The sequence below is a fragment of the Streptomyces sp. NPDC055103 genome (genome assembly GCF_053607625.1).
Genome location: NZ_JBSGTX010000001.1, coordinates 343,519 through 360,848 on the forward strand (window position 1 = coordinate 343,519; position 17,330 = coordinate 360,848).

Below are 17,330 nucleotides of genomic sequence, written 5' to 3' on the forward strand. Positions count from 1 at the left end.
CGGCACACGCGGCACAGGGGGCACGCGCGGCGCGGTGTCTCGCAACCTCAGACGAGCAACGTCCTTCTCCGATCAAGTGACGACAGGGCCAAGAACGACGGTACGACGCGGTCCGGCCGTCGGCAAACTATTTACGGGCGCTCGCGCAGCAGCTCCGCCAGGCCCTGGTCCCAGTTCAGGTACTGGTGCTCGCGGCCCGCCGGCACCAGGTGCTCCGAGCGTTCCAGGAAAAGGCGCAGCTCAGAGGTCCTGACATGCACCATCGCGACCCCCTCGGGGGCGTGGAACTCGACCACCGTGCGGTCGTAGCCGTACGGGCGCAGGCGGACGTCGCCGTCCCCCGCCGGGCGCTCGACGCCCTGGACGAGCAGGTCGCGGGCGAAGGCCCAGGAGACCTCGACGCCCTCCAGGGTCGCGGGGGGCGGGAAGGCCATGCTCACGGCGTACGGGTCCTTGCGGTCGTACCGCAGGGTGGCGGGGACGGTCTCCATCCGGGGCATGGATGCGACCAGACGGGCCTGGACGGACTGCTCGATGACGGCGGACAACACCGGCTCCTCTCGCGCGGGCTTCGGATCCTGTGCGTCTCCCCGACACCAGGGCACTTCACACAAGAGAGGACGAGCGGCGCGGCCGGAACGTGCACTCCGGTACTACGTGACCTGCGTCACCGCGCGGTCATTCACGCTGTCACCGGCGCGGCGCCTCGTCGTCGTCCGGCTCCGCGCAGGGGCCCGAGTGGTCGCAGTACGGCTGGTTCCCGGAGGCCCCGCAACCGCACAGCATCACCCGGGTCTCCCGCCGGTCCCCGTGCGGGCCGGTCACGAGCAGCTCCCCGCGCAGGACGAGCTGGCCGGAGGGGGTGCGGCGCACGGTGGTGGGGGAGTCCGGCGGCTCGGCAGCGGCGGCCTCCGCCGGGTGGTGGTGGTACTGGAGCGCCCCCGAGGGGCAGCGGCGGATCACCTCGGCGACCGTGCCGGGCTCGGCGGCGTCGGGCAGGATCCAGGGGCGCCGGGCGAGATCGAAGACCTCGGGCAGACCGCGGACGCACTCGGCCGCGTGCAGACAGCGCCGTGGCTCGAAAGTGACGGTGATGCCCTCGCCCTCGTACTCCTTGAGCTTCGGCTTCTCCTCGGTCGGCGTACGGTCGCTCATGCGACCCACCCTAGGAAGGCCCGGCGCGCGGCGCACCCGGGACGCAGCCGGGGACGCGGCCGAAGACGTACGCGTGACGCACCCGGGGACGCACCCGTGACGCAGCCGGAGACGCACCCCGGGGACGCACCCTGGACGGCGACCGCCCCGAAGTACTAGCTTCCGGCGCCATGACGTCCATGGGGAAGACGAGACGAATGATGTCGGTGGGGCTGATCGGGGCGGCGCTCGCGCTGAGCCTGGCGGCCCCGGCGCGCGCCGGGGAGGCACCGGAGACCGGGCGGGCCGGGGAGGCCGGGGAGACCCCCGCGGCCGCGGCCGGCTGGCAGCTGACACCGACCGGCACCGACGCCCGCTTCCGCGGACTCGCGGCGGTCGACCGGAGGATCGCCTGGGCGGCGGGCTCCAAGGGCACGGTGCTGCGCACCACCGACGGCGGACGGAGCTGGCGAAACGTCTCGCCGCCCGGCGCGGGGGAACTCCAGTTCCGCGACGTGGAGGCCTTCGACGCCCGCCGGGCCGTCGTCCTCGCCATCGGGGAGGGAGAGGCCTCGCGCCTGCTGCGCACCGAGGACGGTGGCGCCACCTGGACCGAGACCTTCCGGAACACCGATCCGCGCGCCTTCTACGACTGCGTCACCTTCTTCGACCGGCGGCACGGACTCGCCATGAGCGACCCGGTCGACGGGAAGTACCGCATCCTCTCCACCAGCGACGGCGGCCGGTCCTGGCGGGTGCTGCCGACCGCCGGCATGCCGGACGCGCTCCCGGGTGAGGCCGGTTTCGCCGCGAGCGGCCAGTGCCTGGTGTCCTCCGGCCCCCGGGACGTGTGGCTCGCGACCGGCGGCGGCGCCACGGCCCGCGTGCTCCACTCCGCCGACCGGGGCCTGACCTGGACCGCGACCGCCACGCCGATCCCGGCCGGGGACCCGGCCCGGGGCGTCTTCGGCCTCGCCTTCCGCGACCGTACGCACGGCATCGCCGTCGGCGGGGACTACCGCGCGGACCAGCCGTCCCCGCGGGCCGCCGCGGTCACCGCGGACGGGGGCCGCACCTGGCAGACCTCGGACGCGCCCCCGCCGGCCTACCGCTCCGGCGTCGCCTGGCTCCCGCACAGCAGGACGGCCGCGCTCGCCGTCGGCCCGACCGGCACGGACCTGACGACCGACGCCGGCCGCACCTGGCGCACGCTCGACACCGGCTCGTACGACACGGTGGACTGCACGGACGACGGCTCGTGCTGGGCCTCCGGCGAGAAGGGCAGGATCGCCGTCCTCGGCCGCGACGCCTCCTAGCGCCTGTCCGACGCCGACTGTCAGACAGGCCCTAGGAGGGCAACTCCTCCCGGTGCGCGGCGAGTCCCTCGGCCGTCTTGGTCGCGTAGAACTCCGTGATCCGGTACGCGCACACGCCCTCGACGCTGAACGGGTCGGCCGCCGCGATCGCCTCGATCTCCGCGCGGCCGACCCCGGAGGCCAGGATCACCCCGCCGTCGCGCGGGTTCTTCCGCCCCGAGGCGAGGAACACCCCGGCGGCGTACTGCGCGTCCAGCCACTCGATGTGCGCGTCGAGCAGCGCGTCCACCCGCTCGACGGGCGCGGTGTAGGTCAATTCCAGTACGAACATGATCGGCAGGCTACCGGGCGCCCGGTCGACGCCGACGAGGCGTTCCCGTCCTCGGAACCGGGGTCGTAGGGTGGCTCGCACTATGACGATCATCGGTATTCCGGCGGGCTGGCCCGCCGACGAGGACACCGCACGGGCCGTCCAGCGGGAACTGCGCGGGCGGATCGTGCTCGACGAGCCGGGGCCGGCCGTCGGCGAAGGCCATGTCACGGGGCTCGACGTGGCCTACGACGACGAGCGCGACCTCGTCGCCGCCGCGGCCGTCGTGCTCGACGCCCGCACCCTCGACGTGGTCGAGGAGGCCACGGCGGTCGGCCGTGTCTCCTTCCCCTACGTCCCCGGGCTCCTCGCCTTCCGCGAGATCCCGACCGTGCTTGCCGCGCTCGACTCCCTGACCGCCGACCCCGGCCTGCTCGTCTGCGACGGCTACGGCCTCGCCCACCCCCGCCGCTTCGGCCTCGCGAGCCACCTCGGAGTCCTGACCGGGCGGCCGTCCGTCGGCGTCGCCAAGAACCCCTTCACCTTCACTTACGAGCAACCCGGGTCGGCACGCGGCCAGTTCAGCTCGTTGCTCGCCGGTGGCGAGGAGGTGGGGCGGGCCGTCCGGACCCAGGCCGGGGTGAAGCCCGTCTTCGTCTCCGTCGGCCACCGGGTCTCCCTCGACCGCGCCTGCGCCCAGACGCTCCACCTCTCCCCGCGCTACCGCATCCCCGAGACCACCCGCCGCGCCGACTCCCTCTGCCGCAGGGCACTTACGGAAGCACGCGCGGATACCTGAGTACGCGTACGGATACCGCGCCACGCCCCAGCCCGGCAGAGTGGGGTTCATGACAACACCCCTTTCCGCTCCGCCGCGTTCCGCGGGTCGCGGCCTGACCCTGACCCTCGCCGTCGCCGGGCTCGTCGCCCTGGCCTGGGTCTGCGCCATGCTGTACGTCGTCGCCGACTGGATCCTGACGTGATCGGGCGGCTGCGCTGTGTCGTGCTCGACTGCCCCGACGCGCGGGAACTCGCCCTGTTCTACCAGCGGTTGATCGGTGGCGAGGTCGAGAGCCCCGACCCCCGTTGGGCCGTCGGCGAGGGATCCGCCGTCCTGCGCGGAGCCGGCGGACCGCTCCTCGCCTTCCAGGACGTGGCCGACCACCGGCCGCCCGTCTGGGGCGCGCCCGAGCAGCAGTTCCACCTCGACGTACGGGTCGAGGGCCTGGCCGAGGCCGACGAGGCCGTCCTCGCGCTGGGCGCGACCCCGCTCGACGGCGGGGGCGGCGACCCGGCCTGGCGCGTCTACGCCGACCCGGCCGGCCACCCCTTCCGCCTCGTACGGTTCTGAGGCCGCGCCCGCCCCGATCCGGCGCACCGATGCGCCGCACCGGTGCGCCGCCCCGGTGCGCCGCACCGATCCGCCGCACCGATTCACCGCCCCGATCAGCCCCGGTGGGCCACCCGGAAGCGGATGCCCGCCGCGCGGAGCCGCTCGATCAGGGCGTCGCCCATCGCGACCGCGGTCGTCACCTGGCCCGCCGTCTTCGGCAACGGGTCGAAGGCCAGGCAGAGCGCCGACTCGGCGAGCATCTTGGCCGTCTCGTCGTATCCCGGGTCGCCGCCCGAGACCTCGGTGAAGACCCGGCGTCCGCCGCCCTCGCCGACGAACCGCACCGAGAACCAGCTACGGGCGCGCCGCTCGGCGGACGGGCCCTGCCCCGGCTGGTAATGCTCCATCAGCCGGCGTCGCACCGACGGAAGTTGAGCCGCCACGGCGCCCGCGCCGACGGCCACCGAGCCACCGACGGCCATCGGGAGCGTCTTCACGGAGGCGTAGTGGCGGTAACGGAAGTCCGGACCGTACCGGTCGAGGGCGGCGGCCGAGCGGGCCACGACCTGCGGGTCGAGGGTCGGCAGCGGCAGGGCCCAGGTGCCCGTCTCCCGGCTGAACCGGGGGCCGCCCAGCGGCGCCCGGGCCCGGCGCCCCACCAGCCTCGGCGCGTGCAGGCGCCGTTCGCGGGCCGCCTCCAGGACCTGCCGGCCCCGGCCGAGCGCGGTCAGCGCCGAGGCGAAGGTGCCGCCGGAGAAGGTGGCGCCGACCCGGACGAAGCCGTCGACACGGAGCGGTACGTCCTCCGGGAGCTGCTGGACGGTGAAGTACGCACCCAGGTCGTGCGGGACGGAGTCGAAGCCGCAGGCGTGCACGATCCGCGCCCCGGTCTCGCGGGCGCGCGCGTCGTGCCGTACGTACATCAGGTCCACGAACTCGGCCTCACCGGTGAGGTCCACACAGTCCGTACCGGCCTCCGCGCAGGCGGCGACCAGCCCCTCCCCGTACCAGACGTAGGGGCCGACGGTCGTCGCCACGACCCGCGCGGACTCGGCGAGCGCACGCAGCGAGTCCGGGTCGCCGGCGTCGGCGACGAGCAGCGGCAGCTCCGCGCAGTGCGGCCACCGGGCGGCGAGCCGCTCGCGCAGGGCCGTGAGCCCGGCGGAGCTGCGGCCCGCGAGCGCCCAGCGGCACTCCGCCGGGGCGTGCTCGGCCAGGTACTCCGCGGTGAGACCGCCCACGAAACCGGTGGCCCCGAAGAGCACGACGTCGTACGGCCGCCGCGCGCCCGCCTCCGCTCGCGCGCCGTCCGGAGCGCCCCCCGCTCCCGCTCCGGCCTCGCGCCCCGTGCCCGCCCCTGTCTCCATCCAGCCCCTCATTTCGGCCGTACCGCGCCGCCGCGCGCGGTTGTCGTCGGCGGAGAATAGCGGAACTCCGCCCCGAGGTGATTTCCAAGCGCTTGCTCGGCCGGGGGGCTTGTGCCGAGTGGAACACGTTCCTAGCATCTCCGGTGTTACATCATTGGTGTCACACACTCCTGGGGGCTCGATGACGACGACCCACACCGCCCGGACCGGCCCGCTCGCCGGAGTGCGCGTGGTCGAACTGGCCGGCATCGGCCCCGGCCCCTTCGCCGCCATGCTCCTGGCCGACCTCGGCGCCGACGTCGTCCGCGTCGACCGCCCCGCGGGTCCCGGCCTCGGCATCGACCCGGCCCGCGACCTCACCAACCGCAACAAGCGCTCCGTCCTCGTCGACCTCAAGGCCGAGGACGGCCCCGCCACCGTGCTCGACCTCGTCGCACGCGCCGACGTCCTCATCGAGGGCTACCGCCCCGGCGTCGCCGAACGCCTCGGCGTCGGCCCCGAAGCCTGCCTCGCCCGCAACCCCCGGCTCGTCTACGGCCGGATGACCGGCTGGGGCCAGGACGGACCGCTCGCCACGACCGCCGGCCACGACATCGGCTACATCGCCGTCACCGGCGCCCTCGGCATGATCGGCCCCGACCCGGACGGCCCGCCCACCGTCCCCGCCAACCTCGTCGGCGACTACGCGGGCGGCTCCCTCTACCTCGTCATCGGTGTCCTCGCCGCCCTCCAGCACGCACGGACGCACGGCGAGGGCCAGGTCGTCGACGCCGCCATCGTCGACGGCACCGCCCACCTCACCACCATGATCCACGGCATGCTCGCGGCCGGCGGCTGGCAGGACCGCAGGGGCGTCAACCTCCTCGACGGCGGCTGCCCCTTCTACGGCGTCTACGAGACCTCCGACGGCGGACACATGGCGGTCGGCGCCCTGGAAGGACAGTTCTACGCGGAGTTCGCCCGCCTCCTCGGCATCGAGGAGGCCGCCGCCCTGCGCGGCGACCTCGCCCGCTGGCCCGAACTGCGCGAGGCCGTCGCCGACCGCTTCCGGAGCCGTACGCGCGAGGAGTGGACGGCCGTCTTCGAGGGCACCGACGCCTGCGTCGCCCCCGTCCTCTCCCTGCGCGAGGCCCCGAGCCACCCCCACCTCGCCGCCCGGGCCACCTTCACCGAGTACGCCGGGCTCACCCAGCCCGCCCCGGCGCCCCGCTTCTCCGTCACCCCCGGCACCGTCCGCTCCGGCCCCGCCCTGCCCGGTGCCGACACCGCCACCGTCGCCCACGACTGGGCCGTCCCCGCCCTGAAGGCCTCGCAGCCTGTGAAGACCGCGCAGCCCTCGAAGACCGCGCAGACCTCGCAGAGTTCGACGACCCCACAGACCTCGCAGACCTCGGAGATCCAGGAGACCGAAGCATGAAGCGCCAGCTCTACACCGCCGACCACGAGGCCTTCCGTACGACCGTCCGCACCTTCCTCGCCAAGGAGGTGCTGCCCCACTACGAGCAGTGGGAGAAGGACGGCATCGTCGCCCGTGACGTCTGGCGGGCCGCCGGCCGACAGGGGCTCCTCGGGCTCGCGGTCGACGAGGAGTACGGCGGCGGTGGCGACCCCGACTTCCGCTATGGAGCCGTCCTCGCCGAGGAGTTCACCCGGGCCGGCGCCCCCGGACTCGCCATCGGCCTGCACAACGACATCATCGGCCCGTACCTCACCTCGCTCGGCACCGACGAGCAGAAGCGGCGCTGGCTGCCCGGCTTCTGCTCGGGCGACATCGTCACCGCCATCGCCATGACCGAACCCGGCGCCGGCTCCGACCTCCAGGGCATCCGCACCACCGCCGAGGACCGGGGCGACCACTGGATCCTCAACGGCTCCAAGACCTTCATCTCCAACGGCATCCACGCCGACCTCGTGATCGTCGTCGCCAGGACCACCCCCGAGGGCGGCGCGCACGGCCTCTCCCTCCTCGTCGTCGAGCGCGGAGCGGAGGGCTTCGAGCGCGGCCGGAACCTCGACAAGATCGGCCAGAAGTCGCAGGACACCGCCGAGCTCTTCTTCACCGACGTCCGCGTCCCCAAGGAGAACCTCCTCGGCGAGCTCAACGGCGCCTTCCTCCACCTGATGACCAACCTCGCCCAGGAGCGCCTGGCCATCGCCGTCGCGGGCATCGCCGGGGCCGAACACCTCCTGGAGATCACCACCCGGTACGTCAAGGAGCGCGAGGCCTTCGGCCGCCCGCTCGCCAAGCTCCAGCACATCCGCTTCGAGATCGCCGAGATGGCCACCGAGTGCGCCGTCACCCGGACCTTCGTCGACCGCTGCATCACCGAGCACACGGAGGGCGGACTCGACGCCGTCCACGCCTCCATGGCCAAGTGGTGGGCGACCGAACTCCAGAAGCGGGTCGCCGACCGCTGCCTGCAACTGCACGGCGGATACGGCTACATGAGCGAATTCCCGGTCGCCCGCGCCTACACCGACGGCCGGATCCAGACCATCTACGGCGGCACCACCGAGATCATGAAGGAGATCATCGGCCGTTCCCTCCTCGGCTGACCTCCCGACCCCGGCCGACCTCCCGCCGCCCGTCTTCTCCCACCCTCATCGCGAAAGGCTTTACGTGAGCACCGAAGCGTACGTGTACGACGCGATCCGCACCCCGCGCGGACGCGGCAAGGCCAACGGCTCCCTGCACGGCACCAAGCCCATCGACCTGGTCGTCGGCCTCATCCGGGAGATCCAGGCCCGCCACCCCGGACTCGACCCCGCCGCCATCGACGACATCGTCCTCGGCGTCGTCGGCCCCGTCGGCGACCAGGGCTCCGACATCGCCCGGATCGCCGCCATCGCCGCCGGACTCCCCGACACCGTCGCCGGCGTCCAGGAGAACCGCTTCTGTGCCTCCGGCCTCGAAGCGGTCAACATGGCCGCGATGAAGGTCCGCTCCGGCTGGGAGGACCTCGTCCTCGCCGGTGGCGTCGAGTCCATGTCGCGCGTGCCCATGGCCTCCGACGGCGGCGCCTGGTTCGCCGACCCGATGACCAACCTGGAGACCAACTTCGTCCCGCAGGGCATCGGCGCCGACCTCATCGCCACCCTCGAGGGCTTCACCCGCCGTGACGTCGACGAGTACGCCGAGCTCTCCCAGGAGCGGGCCGCCGAGGCCTGGAAGGACGGGCGCTTCGCCCGCTCCGTCGTCCCCGTCGTGGACCGGGGCGGCCTTCTCGTCCTCGACCACGACGAGCACATGCGTCCCGGCACCACCGCCGACTCGCTGGGCCGCCTCAAGCCCTCCTTCGCCGACATCGGCGAGCTGGGCGGCTTCGACGCCGTGGCCCTGCAGAAGTACCACTGGGTCGAGGAGATCGACCACGTCCACCACGCGGGCAACTCCTCCGGCATCGTCGACGGCGCCTCCCTCGTCGCCATCGGCTCGAAGGAGGTCGGCGAGCGGTACGGGCTGCGGCCGCGCGCCCGGATCGTCGCGGCCGCCGTCTCCGGGTCCGAGCCGACCATCATGCTCACCGGACCGGCCCCGGCCACCCGCAAGGCCCTCGCCAAGGCCGGTCTCACCATCGACGACATCGACCTCATCGAGATCAACGAGGCCTTCGCGGCCGTCGTCCTCCGCTTCGTCAAGGACATGGGCGTCTCCCTGGACAAGGTCAACGTCAACGGCGGCGCCATCGCGCTCGGCCACCCGCTCGGCGCCACGGGCGCGATGATCCTCGGCACCCTCGTCGACGAGCTGGAGCGCCAGGACAAGCGCTACGGCCTCGCCACCCTCTGCGTGGGCGGCGGCATGGGCATCGCCACCATCGTCGAGCGCGTCTGACGGTCCCGTCCGAACCCCTCTTCATCCACGGAGAAGCAGAGACATGAGCGAGAGCACCACCATCCGCTGGGAGCAGGACGCGACCGGGATCGTCACCCTCGTCCTCGACGACCCGAACCAGTCCGCCAACACGATGAACCAGGCCTTCCGGGCCTCGATCACCGCGATCGCCGACCGGGTGGAGGCCGAGAAGGACTCCATCCGCGGCATCATCTACACCTCCGCGAAGAAGACCTTCTTCGCCGGCGGCGACCTCAAGGACCTGATCCAGGCGGGCCCCGAGCACGCCCGGGACATCTTCGAGGCCGGCCTCGAGATGAAGAACGCGCTGCGCCGCATCGAGACCCTCGGCAAGCCCGTCGTCGCCGCGATCAACGGCGCGGCCCTCGGCGGCGGCTACGAGATCGCGCTCGCCTCCCACCACCGCGTGGCCCTCGACGCCCCCGGCTCCAAGATCGGCCTGCCCGAGGTCACCCTCGGGCTGCTGCCGGGCGGCGGCGGCGTCACCCGTACCGTACGCCTCATGGGCATCACCGACGCCCTGCTCAAGGTGCTGCTCCAGGGCACCCAGTACGCCCCGAAGCGTGCCCTTGACAACGGCCTCGTCCACGAGGTGGCCGCCACCGCCGAGGAGATGATGGCCAAGGCCATCGCCTTCATCGACGCGCACCCCGAGTCCCGCCAGCCCTGGGACGTCCCCGGTCACCGCATCCCCGGCGGCACCCCGTCGAACCCGAAGTTCGCCGCGAACCTGCCGGCCTTCCCCGCCAATCTGCGCAAGCAGCTGAACGGCGCGCCCTACCCGGCGCCGCGCGCCATCATGGCCGCCGCGGTCGAGGGCTCGCAGGTCGACTTCGAGTCCGCGCTCACCATCGAGAGCCGGTACTTCACCGAGCTGGTCATCGGGCAGACCGCGAAGAACATGATCCAGGCGTTCTTCTTCGACCTCCAGGCGGTGAACTCGGGCGCGAGCCGCCCCAAGGGCATCGCGCCCCGCCCGGTCCGCAAGGTCGCCGTCCTCGGCGCCGGCATGATGGGCGCCGGCATCGCGTACTCCTGCGCCCGCGCCGGCATCGAGGTCGTCCTCAAGGACGTCTCCGCCGAGTCCGCCGCCAAGGGCAAGGCCTACTCCGAGAAGCTCTGCGCCAAGGCCGTCGCCCGGGGCCGCACCACCCAGGAGAAGGCCGACGCGCTCCTCGCCCGTATCACCGCGACCTCCGACGTCCAGGCCCTGGCCGGCTGTGACGCCGTGATCGAGGCGGTCTTCGAGGACACGGCGCTCAAGCACAAGGTGTTCCAGGAGATCCAGGGCGTCATCGCCCCCGACGCGCTGCTCTGCTCCAACACCTCGACCCTGCCGATCTCCGTCCTCGCCGAGGGCGTCGAGCGGCAGACCGACTTCATCGGTCTGCACTTCTTCTCGCCCGTCGACAAGATGCCGCTCGTCGAGATCATCAAGGGCGAGCGGACCGGCGACGAGGCCCTCGCCCGCGCCTTCGACCTCGTCCGGCAGATCAACAAGACGCCGATCGTCGTCAACGACTCCCGCGGCTTCTTCACCTCCCGCGTGATCGGCCACTTCATCAACGAGGGCGTCGCCATGGTCGGCGAGGGCATCGAGCCCGCGTCGATCGAGCAGGCCGCCGCCCAGGCCGGCTACCCGGCGAAGGTCCTCTCCCTCATGGACGAGCTGACCCTGACCCTGCCCCGCAAGATCCGCAACGAGACCCGGCGCGCGATCGAGGAGGCCGGCGGCACCTGGGTCACCCACCCGGGCGAGGCCGTGATCGACCGCATGGTCGACGAGTTCGGCCGCCCGGGCCGCAGCGGCGGCGCCGGCTTCTACACGTACGACGAGTCCGGCAAGCGCGCCAAGCTCTGGCCCGGACTGCGCGAGCACTTCGCCAAGCCCGGATACGAGATCCCCTTCCGCGACATGCAGGAGCGGATGCTGTTCTCCGAGGCGCTCGACACCGTCCGGCTCCTGGAGGAGGGCGTCCTGACCTCGGTCGCCGACGCCAACATCGGCTCCATCATGGGCATCGGCTTCCCGGCCTGGACCGGCGGAGTGCTCCAGTACATCAACGGCTACGACGGCGGCGCCGGGGGAGGGGCCGGTGTCGCCGGCTTCACGGCCCGCGCGCGCGAGCTGGCGGCGACGTACGGCGAGCGCTTCGAACCCCCGGCGCTCCTGGTGGCGAAGGCCGAACGGGGCGAGGTCTTCACCGACTCCTGAACGCGGCGCGCAGCTCCTCCCGGAGCTCGCGCTGGAAGGCCGTGACCAGGGCCTGGACCACCATCGGCTGCATATGGGCCGAGAGCGACCGCATGGCGTTCAGGTGGTCCGGGTCCGCGGCGCTCTCCCGGTACGGGTTCCACACCTCGTCCCGGAAGAGCCGCGAGAGCTCCTGGGCGGCTGCGCGCGCGTGCTCCACGAGGACGGTCCGGGAGGCGAGGATGGTCTCGTGCTCGATCGGCACGTCGAGCAGCTCGACCCCGAGCCGCAGCAGCGCTCCGTCGAGCCGGAAGGCGTCGCTCCCGGGGATCCGCTCCAGGACCCCCATCGCGGCGAGCCGCTCCACGTCCCGCTCGCCGAGCGGCCGCCCGGCACGCCGCTCCAGCTCGCGCGGGGTGATCTCCTCGGCGGACTCGGGCGCCCAGGAGGCCACCAGGGCCCGGTGGATGGCCAGGTCCTGCTCGCTGAGATCGGCCGGCAACTGCTCCAGATACCGCTCGATGGCGGCCAGCGTCATGCCCTGCCGCTGCAACTCCTCGATGAGCGCGAGCCGCGCCAGATGCCCGGGCCCGTAGTGTCCGACCCGCCGCGCCCCGATGACCGGGGGCGGCAGCAGCCCCCGCGTCCCGTAGAACCGCACGGTCCGCACCGTGACCCCGGCCCGCGCGGCCAGCTCGTCGACCGTATAGCGCGGCTCGCTCCGCTCATGCTCCTCGTCACTCACTTGGACAGTATTGCTGTCTCACCAGCTGTGTAGAAGACCGCCGACCGTGTGGTGGACCGGAGGATTGCGGTCACCGTGGACGACTTCGGCGCGTAAGGGACGCGGAGGCGGGGTAGAGCGAGCGCTGTCGGTGGCGGGGGCTAGAGTCGGCCGCTGTTCGCATCGGGGGGCACGGCAACAGGGGAGTGAGATGTACGCGCAACTCAGGGAGACGGCCGACGAATTGGCCGGAATCCTGTGGCGGGAGCACACCGTCTACCGGGAGCGGGGCGGCGGGGTGGTGATCCGGGGCGAGCACGTCCGCCGCTGGATCAGTCTCGCTCCGACCGGGGGCAAGGACCGGGCGCTGCTGCGCGCCGGGCGGCTCCTCGACGGGGGGACCACGGCGCCGGCCCGGAGCGAGGTGGTCGTCGACCTGACGGCAGGGACGGCCGAACTGGCGACGATCTGCCGACGGCTGCTCGCCGATGTCGCCGCCGGCGCGGACATGGCACCGGACGAGGGGCCGTCCCGCGCGGGATGGCCCGAGGGGAAGCGCGAGAAGCCGGGGCGGGCGGCTCGCGCCGCCGGCCCCGGCCGCCGCCCCCGCAAGGAGCGGCACACGGGCGCGGGCTCGTGGTTCGTCCTGCTGTGTGTGGCCGGCGTGCTCGGTGCCTGGCTCTACAGCCTTTTCGGCGGGTCGGGGTACTGAGCCCCGTCCGTCAGCCGGGTCCGGTCAGAAGCCGGTGACGGGGTAGTGGTCGGAGAGGTTGGTGTACGTGTACCGCGTGCCCCAGCTGGAGACCGTCCACGGGGCGCTCTGCTCCAGGACCACGTGGTTGGTCCAGCCGGCGGGGCGGGCGTTCCCGGCCCGGTAGAGGACGTAGTCGAGGTCCTCGCGCGGGTCGTCCGGGTAGCGCTCGGAGGCGATCGAGTTCAGCTCGGTGTCGAAGGAGTACGGGTGGCCGGTGCGGGCGTCGGCCCCCGCCAGGCCCGCGTCGGCGAGCATCGTGCCGTACTCGGAGGTGCGCGAGTCGACGTTCATGTCGCCGGCCACGACGACCTGCTCGTTCGCCGGGATGTTCTTGGCGTCGAGGAAGGCGTCCATCGCCTTGAACTGGCGGCTGCGCATCTGCGCCGCCTCGCCCGTCGAGCAGCCGGGGTCGGTGGACTGCGCGTGGGTGCCGACGACGTGGACCCGGCTCCCGTTCACGTCCAGGACGGTGTAGACGAAGCCCTTGTTCGAGTACCAGTCGGCGCCGCAGGCGTCCTTGTAGACGTACTGCTCCTTGCGGACGATCGGCCACTTGCTGAAGATCGTCACCCCGCCGTCCTCGGGCGTGGTCGCGGAGTAGGCCCCGCTCGTGGCGTCCCAGCCGGTCCTGCTGCGGCCCATGACGGGCGTCTGGTGCGGGTACTGCGCGGCGGCGTTCGCCTTGAGCGCGTCGGAGGAGGAGTTGTCGAAGGCCTCCTGGATCACGACGACGTCCTGCCCCTGGAAGAAGGAGGCGGCGGGGATCGCCTTGGCCCGGTGGTCCTGGCCCCAGTTCGGGTACAGCGTCTTGGAGAAGAGGAACGCGTTGTACGTGAGCACCTTCAGGCGCGGGGCCTCGGCGGTCGCGGTGGAGGCGGCGCCCGCGCCGGGGGCGGTCGCCGCCAGGGTGGCGGCGGCGAGCGCGAGGGAGAGGGCGGCGCCGGGGGCACGGCGGAGCACGGCGAAGGACAAGGGAACTCCCAAGGAGGCGTGGGGGGTTGGCCTGGCGCCGCACATACAATCAGCCGTGGTTACCTTCCGGTAGCCTTTGGATGCCGGGAATCTTGCCGAACTCGCACAACCGAGCCAACTCTCATCCCGGTGTCGGAATTGTCCTTATTTGGACCAGGTAGAATGCGCGCATGACCCTCGCGAACTCCACAGTCTTCAAGATGGACCTCGGTCCGCTCAACCCCGTCTGGGCCGAGCTCATCCTCGGCGTGGTGTTGTTTGCACTCACCTTCCTCATCCTGGCGAAGGGGATCCTCCCGAAGATCCGCCGCACGCTCGACGAGCGTGAGGACGCCATCGACGGCGGCACCGAGCGCGCCGACGACCTGCGCTCCGAGGCCACGCAGATCCGCGAGCAGTACGAGGCGGAGCTCGCCGAGGCCCGCCACGAGGCCGCGCGCATCCGCTCCCAGGCCACCGAGGAGGGCTCGGCCGCCATCGCCGCCGCCCGTGCCGAGGGCAACGCCGAGCGCGAGGTCATCCTCGCCGCCGGTGCCGAGAAGATCGCCGCCGAGCGCGCCGCCGCCGAGCGCGAGCTCGCCGCGGACGTCGACGCCTGGGCCCACGCCCTCGCCGCCCGTATCGTCGGCGAGCCGGTCGGAGCCGACCGCTCCTGACCCCGGATCCCTGAAGGGGCCGTACCCCGGGCCGCGCAACGCCCGGGGTACGGCCCCTTCGTCATGGGTGCACGCTGGACGTGTGAGACCGGCCGCGTACGGCCGGACGTGTGAGGAGAGCGATCGCGTGAGCCGCCCGCAGGAAGCCGCCGCCCGGACCCCGGCCGGCGAGCCCGTACCCCCGCCCGTCGGCGGCGTGCTGTGGAGCGTCGCCGGTGACGTCCGGGCGCTCCTGATGCTGCCCGCCGCCCTCGCCATGCAGGTCGCCCACCCCGCGATCGGTGCCGGGGTCGACGAGCACTCCGTCTTCCGCACCGACCCCTGGGGCCGCGGCGAGCGCTCCCTGCGCTCGGTCCAGCTCTGGGTGTACGGAGGCGAGGAGGCGGCCGAGGAGGGCCGCCGCCTCCGCCGGCTGCACCGCGACATCCAGGGCACCGACGCCCACGGCCGCAGGTACCACGCCCTCACCCCCGCCTACTACGCGTGGGTGCACGCCACCGGCTTCCCCGTCTACCGGTACGGTCTCGGCCTCCTCGCCCGCCCCCTCACCGACGCCCAGGAACGGCAGCTGTACGCCGAGTGGCTCCGGGTCGGCCGCGTCCTCGGCATCCACGACCGGGACATGCCGCAGACGGTCGAGGAGTTCTGGCCGTACTACCGGAAGGTCCTGGCCGACGAGCTGGAGGCGACCGTCGTCGTCCGGGAGCTGCTCGACCCCGACCTGCCCGTACCCGCCCCGGACCGGGGCCCAGCGCCCCTCCGGCTCGCGCTCCGACTGCTCTGGCCCGTCCTCCGCCGCCCGTTCCTGCGGCTGCGGGCCTTCCTCACCGTGGGCCTGATGCCCCCGGACGCCCGCGAGGCCATCGGCCTGGAGTGGACGGACGCGCAGGAGCGCGCGCTGCGCCGGTTCGCCCGGGTCGTCCGGGCCGTCGTCCCCGTCCTGCCCGAGCGGCTGCGCTATCTGCCCCTGGCCAGGAAGGCGCGCGGGGCCGCCCGCCGCGCGAAGCGCTGACGGACGGCCCGCTCACCGTGCGACGACCGCGAGGTCAGCGCTCGTCGTGATCGTGGACCGTGTTCGTCGCCGCGATCTTCTTCCACGACTTCGGCTGCACGGGCTCGGGCGCCGCGGACCGTGCCGCGGACCGCGCGGCCGGACCGGTCGCCGGCGCCGCCGCGGCGGGGGCGGACAGACCGGCCGCGGCCGCCGTCGACTCGGCCGGCTTCGACGGCTGGTACAGCCAGGTGTCGAAGAGACCGGCCAGCGGCTTGCCGGAGACCCGCTCCGCGTACCGCACGAAGTCACCGACCCGCGCGTTGCCGTAGGCGAACTCCTGCGGCCAGCCCTTCAGGATCGCGAAGAAGTCCTCGTCGCCGATCTCGTTGCGCAGGGCCTGGAGCGCCAGCGCGCCCCGGTCGTACACGGCGATGTGGAACTGGTTCTCCGCGCCCGGGTCACCCGGCTTGACCGTCCAGAACGGGTCCTCGGCCGTGCGCGTGGCGTACACGTAGTCCGCCAGCTCCTGGGCCGTGCCCTCGCCCTCCTTCTCCGACCACAGCCACTGGCTGTAGCGGGCGAAGCCCTCGTTGACCCAGATGTCCTTCCAGTCCCGCACGGACACGCTGTCGCCGTACCACTGGTGCGCCAGCTCGTGGACGACCACCGACACGTTCGCCCCGTTCGCGAACTGCCGCGGGCTGTAGAACGGCCGGGTCTGCGTCTCCAGGGCGAAGCCGCTGGTCACGTTCGGCACGTAGCCGCCCAGGGAGTTGAACGGGTACGGCCCGAAGACCCCCTCCAGCCACTCCGCGACCTCCGTCGTGCGCTCGATCGAGGCGCGCGCCGCGCCCGCGTTGTCGCCGAGGTCCTTGCTGTACGCGTTGAGGACCGGCAGCCCGTTCGCCGTCCTGTCCGTCGTGATGTCGAACTTGCCGACGGCGAGCGTGGCCAGATAGGTCGCCTGCGGCTTGTTCGAGCGCCAGTTGAAGCGGGTCCAGCCGAGCCGCGAGGACTGCGACTGGAGCACACCGTTACTGATGGCCTGAGTACCGTCCGGCACGGAGACGGAGACGTCGAAGGTGGCCTTGTCCAGCGGGTGGTCGTTGGACGGGAACCACCAGACGGCCGAATCCGGCTCCTGAGCGGCGACGGCGCCGTCCGGGGTGCGGGCCCAGGCCGACCAGCCGTCGACCTTGAACTCGGAGGGCTTGCCCGCGTAGCGGACGACGACCGAGATCGCCTTGTCCTTCTCCAGGGGGACGGCCGGGGTCACCTCCAGCTCGTGGTCGCCCGAGGTCGTGAACTTCGCGACGCGACCGTTGACCCGGACCTCGCTGACCTTCAGACCGAGGTCCAGGTTGAACCGCGACAGGTTCTGCTTCGTCGTGGCGAGGATCGTCGCCGTACCTTCGAGCAGATCGGTCGCGGGCTGGTACTTCAGCCGCAGGTCGTAGTGGGAGACGTCGTAGCCGCCGTTGCCGCTGGCGGGGTAGTAGGAGTCGCCGATGCCCGGGGCCCCGGGAGCGAAGTCGGCAGCCGATGCCGGGATCGCCAGCAGCAGGGAGGCCGCGAGGGCGCTCGGAACGATGATTCTGCGGTGCACAGGTGCTCCCCAAGTCATAAGAAACGTAAGACGCGCGGGTGGTCGTCGGTCCTTAGTTCGGACACTATTCAGTGCCCCGACGTACCGTCACGTCCAGAGGATCCCCTGTCACAC

General features: G+C 72.6%; 18 protein-coding genes. 11 read left to right on the top strand and 7 right to left on the bottom strand.

Features of this window, described 5'->3' with window-relative positions:
- Positions 1-131: 131 nt before the first annotated feature.
- Both ACWFR1_RS01680 and ACWFR1_RS01685 read right to left on the bottom strand, forming a co-directional pair.
- Positions 132-548: an SsgA family sporulation/cell division regulator gene (locus ACWFR1_RS01680; protein ID WP_453545302.1), complete on the bottom strand. Its 417-nt coding sequence runs from the start codon at positions 546-548 to the stop codon at positions 132-134.
- A gap of 142 nt (positions 549-690) precedes the next feature.
- Complete coding sequence (locus ACWFR1_RS01685; RefSeq protein ID WP_453545304.1) at positions 691-1,155, bottom strand: (4Fe-4S)-binding protein; 465 nt, start codon at positions 1,153-1,155, stop codon at positions 691-693.
- A gap of 170 nt (positions 1,156-1,325) precedes the next feature.
- On the opposite strand from ACWFR1_RS01685, the gene ACWFR1_RS01690 reads away from it, so the two are divergent.
- On the top strand, positions 1,326-2,450 hold the full coding sequence (locus ACWFR1_RS01690; RefSeq protein WP_453545306.1) for a WD40/YVTN/BNR-like repeat-containing protein: 1,125 nt from the start codon (positions 1,326-1,328) through the stop codon (positions 2,448-2,450).
- 31 nt (positions 2,451-2,481) lie between these two features.
- Here the strand turns inward: ACWFR1_RS01690 and ACWFR1_RS01695 are convergent, their stop codons facing one another.
- The gene (locus ACWFR1_RS01695) at positions 2,482-2,781 is read right to left on the bottom strand and encodes a YciI family protein (RefSeq protein WP_453545308.1); all 300 of its coding nucleotides are present in this window, start codon (positions 2,779-2,781) and stop codon (positions 2,482-2,484) included.
- Positions 2,782-2,863: 82 nt separating this feature from the next.
- On the opposite strand from ACWFR1_RS01695, the gene ACWFR1_RS01700 reads away from it, so the two are divergent.
- The 3 genes from ACWFR1_RS01700 to ACWFR1_RS01710 are packed head-to-tail and all read left to right on the top strand — an operon-like array spanning position 2,864 to position 4,111.
- Positions 2,864-3,559, top strand: a complete 696-nt coding sequence (locus tag ACWFR1_RS01700) for an endonuclease V (protein ID WP_453545310.1) — start codon at positions 2,864-2,866, stop codon at positions 3,557-3,559.
- Positions 3,560-3,608: 49 nt separating this feature from the next.
- On the top strand, positions 3,609-3,743 hold the full coding sequence (gene mmpA, locus ACWFR1_RS01705) for a morphogenic membrane protein MmpA (RefSeq protein ID WP_453545312.1): 135 nt from the start codon (positions 3,609-3,611) through the stop codon (positions 3,741-3,743).
- Entirely contained in the window at positions 3,740-4,111 is a 372-nt protein-coding gene (locus tag ACWFR1_RS01710; protein ID WP_453545314.1) for a VOC family protein, read from the top strand. The genes mmpA and ACWFR1_RS01710 overlap by 4 nt, the downstream gene beginning before the upstream one ends.
- A 95-nt stretch (positions 4,112-4,206) precedes the next feature.
- Here ACWFR1_RS01710 and ACWFR1_RS01715 read toward each other — a convergent pair whose 3' ends face one another.
- Positions 4,207-5,460, bottom strand: a complete 1,254-nt coding sequence (locus ACWFR1_RS01715) for a saccharopine dehydrogenase family protein (RefSeq protein ID WP_453545316.1) — start codon at positions 5,458-5,460, stop codon at positions 4,207-4,209.
- 181 nt (positions 5,461-5,641) lie between these two features.
- Between ACWFR1_RS01715 and ACWFR1_RS01720 the strand changes: the two genes are divergently transcribed.
- The 4 genes from ACWFR1_RS01720 (at position 5,642) to ACWFR1_RS01735 (ending at position 11,531) form a co-directional block, all read left to right on the top strand.
- Entirely contained in the window at positions 5,642-6,877 is a 1,236-nt protein-coding gene (locus ACWFR1_RS01720) for a CaiB/BaiF CoA transferase family protein (RefSeq protein ID WP_453545318.1), read from the top strand.
- Positions 6,874-8,016, top strand: a complete 1,143-nt coding sequence (locus ACWFR1_RS01725) for an acyl-CoA dehydrogenase family protein (protein ID WP_453545320.1) — start codon at positions 6,874-6,876, stop codon at positions 8,014-8,016. Before ACWFR1_RS01720 ends, ACWFR1_RS01725 begins: the two co-directional genes overlap by 4 nt.
- Before the next feature lie 64 nt (positions 8,017-8,080).
- Positions 8,081-9,295: an acetyl-CoA C-acetyltransferase gene (locus ACWFR1_RS01730; protein ID WP_453545322.1), complete on the top strand. Its 1,215-nt coding sequence runs from the start codon at positions 8,081-8,083 to the stop codon at positions 9,293-9,295.
- 43 nt (positions 9,296-9,338) lie between these two features.
- Entirely contained in the window at positions 9,339-11,531 is a 2,193-nt protein-coding gene (locus ACWFR1_RS01735; RefSeq protein WP_453545324.1) for a 3-hydroxyacyl-CoA dehydrogenase NAD-binding domain-containing protein, read from the top strand.
- On the opposite strand, the gene ACWFR1_RS01740 is transcribed toward ACWFR1_RS01735, so the two are convergent.
- A complete protein-coding gene (locus tag ACWFR1_RS01740; RefSeq protein WP_453545326.1) occupies positions 11,518-12,255 on the bottom strand; it encodes a MerR family transcriptional regulator in 738 nt (245 codons plus the stop codon). The two genes, ACWFR1_RS01735 and ACWFR1_RS01740, sit on opposite strands and share 14 nt — an antisense overlap.
- A 190-nt stretch (positions 12,256-12,445) precedes the next feature.
- On the opposite strand from ACWFR1_RS01740, the gene ACWFR1_RS01745 reads away from it, so the two are divergent.
- A complete protein-coding gene (locus ACWFR1_RS01745) occupies positions 12,446-12,946 on the top strand; it encodes a hypothetical protein (RefSeq protein WP_453545328.1) in 501 nt (166 codons plus the stop codon).
- Between the two features lie 24 nt (positions 12,947-12,970).
- Here ACWFR1_RS01745 and sph read toward each other — a convergent pair whose 3' ends face one another.
- Positions 12,971-14,005, bottom strand: a complete 1,035-nt coding sequence (gene sph, locus ACWFR1_RS01750; RefSeq protein ID WP_453545330.1) for a sphingomyelin phosphodiesterase — start codon at positions 14,003-14,005, stop codon at positions 12,971-12,973.
- A gap of 125 nt (positions 14,006-14,130) precedes the next feature.
- Between sph and ACWFR1_RS01755 the strand changes: the two genes are divergently transcribed.
- Entirely contained in the window at positions 14,131-14,616 is a 486-nt protein-coding gene (locus ACWFR1_RS01755; protein WP_453545332.1) for a F0F1 ATP synthase subunit B family protein, read from the top strand.
- A gap of 127 nt (positions 14,617-14,743) precedes the next feature.
- Positions 14,744-15,628 carry an oxygenase MpaB family protein gene (locus tag ACWFR1_RS01760; protein WP_453545334.1) on the top strand — a complete coding sequence of 295 codons (885 nt, stop codon included), beginning with the start codon at positions 14,744-14,746 and terminating at the stop codon, positions 15,626-15,628.
- Positions 15,629-15,662: 34 nt separating this feature from the next.
- Here ACWFR1_RS01760 and ACWFR1_RS01765 read toward each other — a convergent pair whose 3' ends face one another.
- Positions 15,663-17,216, bottom strand: coding sequence for a M1 family metallopeptidase (locus tag ACWFR1_RS01765; RefSeq protein ID WP_453545336.1), 1,554 nt, complete (start codon positions 17,214-17,216; stop codon positions 15,663-15,665).
- Between the last annotated feature and the right edge of the window lie 114 nt (positions 17,217-17,330).

What these genes read in the sequence shown, in the direction of transcription:
- ACWFR1_RS01720 (WP_453545318.1), top strand. Translation starts at nt 5,642, where the DNA reads ATGACGACGACCCACACCGCCCGGACCGGCCCGCTCGCCGGAGTGCGC.
- ACWFR1_RS01755 (WP_453545332.1), top strand. Translation starts at nt 14,131, where the DNA reads ATGACCCTCGCGAACTCCACAGTCTTCAAGATGGACCTCGGTCCGCTC.
- ACWFR1_RS01685 (WP_453545304.1), bottom strand. Translation starts at nt 1,155, where the DNA reads ATGAGCGACCGTACGCCGACCGAGGAGAAGCCGAAGCTCAAGGAGTAC.
- mmpA (WP_453545312.1), top strand. Translation starts at nt 3,609, where the DNA reads ATGACAACACCCCTTTCCGCTCCGCCGCGTTCCGCGGGTCGCGGCCTG.
- ACWFR1_RS01735 (WP_453545324.1), top strand. Translation starts at nt 9,339, where the DNA reads ATGAGCGAGAGCACCACCATCCGCTGGGAGCAGGACGCGACCGGGATC.
- ACWFR1_RS01725 (WP_453545320.1), top strand. Translation starts at nt 6,874, where the DNA reads ATGAAGCGCCAGCTCTACACCGCCGACCACGAGGCCTTCCGTACGACC.
- ACWFR1_RS01695 (WP_453545308.1), bottom strand. Translation starts at nt 2,781, where the DNA reads ATGTTCGTACTGGAATTGACCTACACCGCGCCCGTCGAGCGGGTGGAC.
- sph (WP_453545330.1), bottom strand. Translation starts at nt 14,005, where the DNA reads ATGTGCGGCGCCAGGCCAACCCCCCACGCCTCCTTGGGAGTTCCCTTG.
- ACWFR1_RS01700 (WP_453545310.1), top strand. Translation starts at nt 2,864, where the DNA reads ATGACGATCATCGGTATTCCGGCGGGCTGGCCCGCCGACGAGGACACC.
- ACWFR1_RS01715 (WP_453545316.1), bottom strand. Translation starts at nt 5,460, where the DNA reads ATGGAGACAGGGGCGGGCACGGGGCGCGAGGCCGGAGCGGGAGCGGGG.
- ACWFR1_RS01690 (WP_453545306.1), top strand. Translation starts at nt 1,326, where the DNA reads ATGACGTCCATGGGGAAGACGAGACGAATGATGTCGGTGGGGCTGATC.
- ACWFR1_RS01745 (WP_453545328.1), top strand. Translation starts at nt 12,446, where the DNA reads ATGTACGCGCAACTCAGGGAGACGGCCGACGAATTGGCCGGAATCCTG.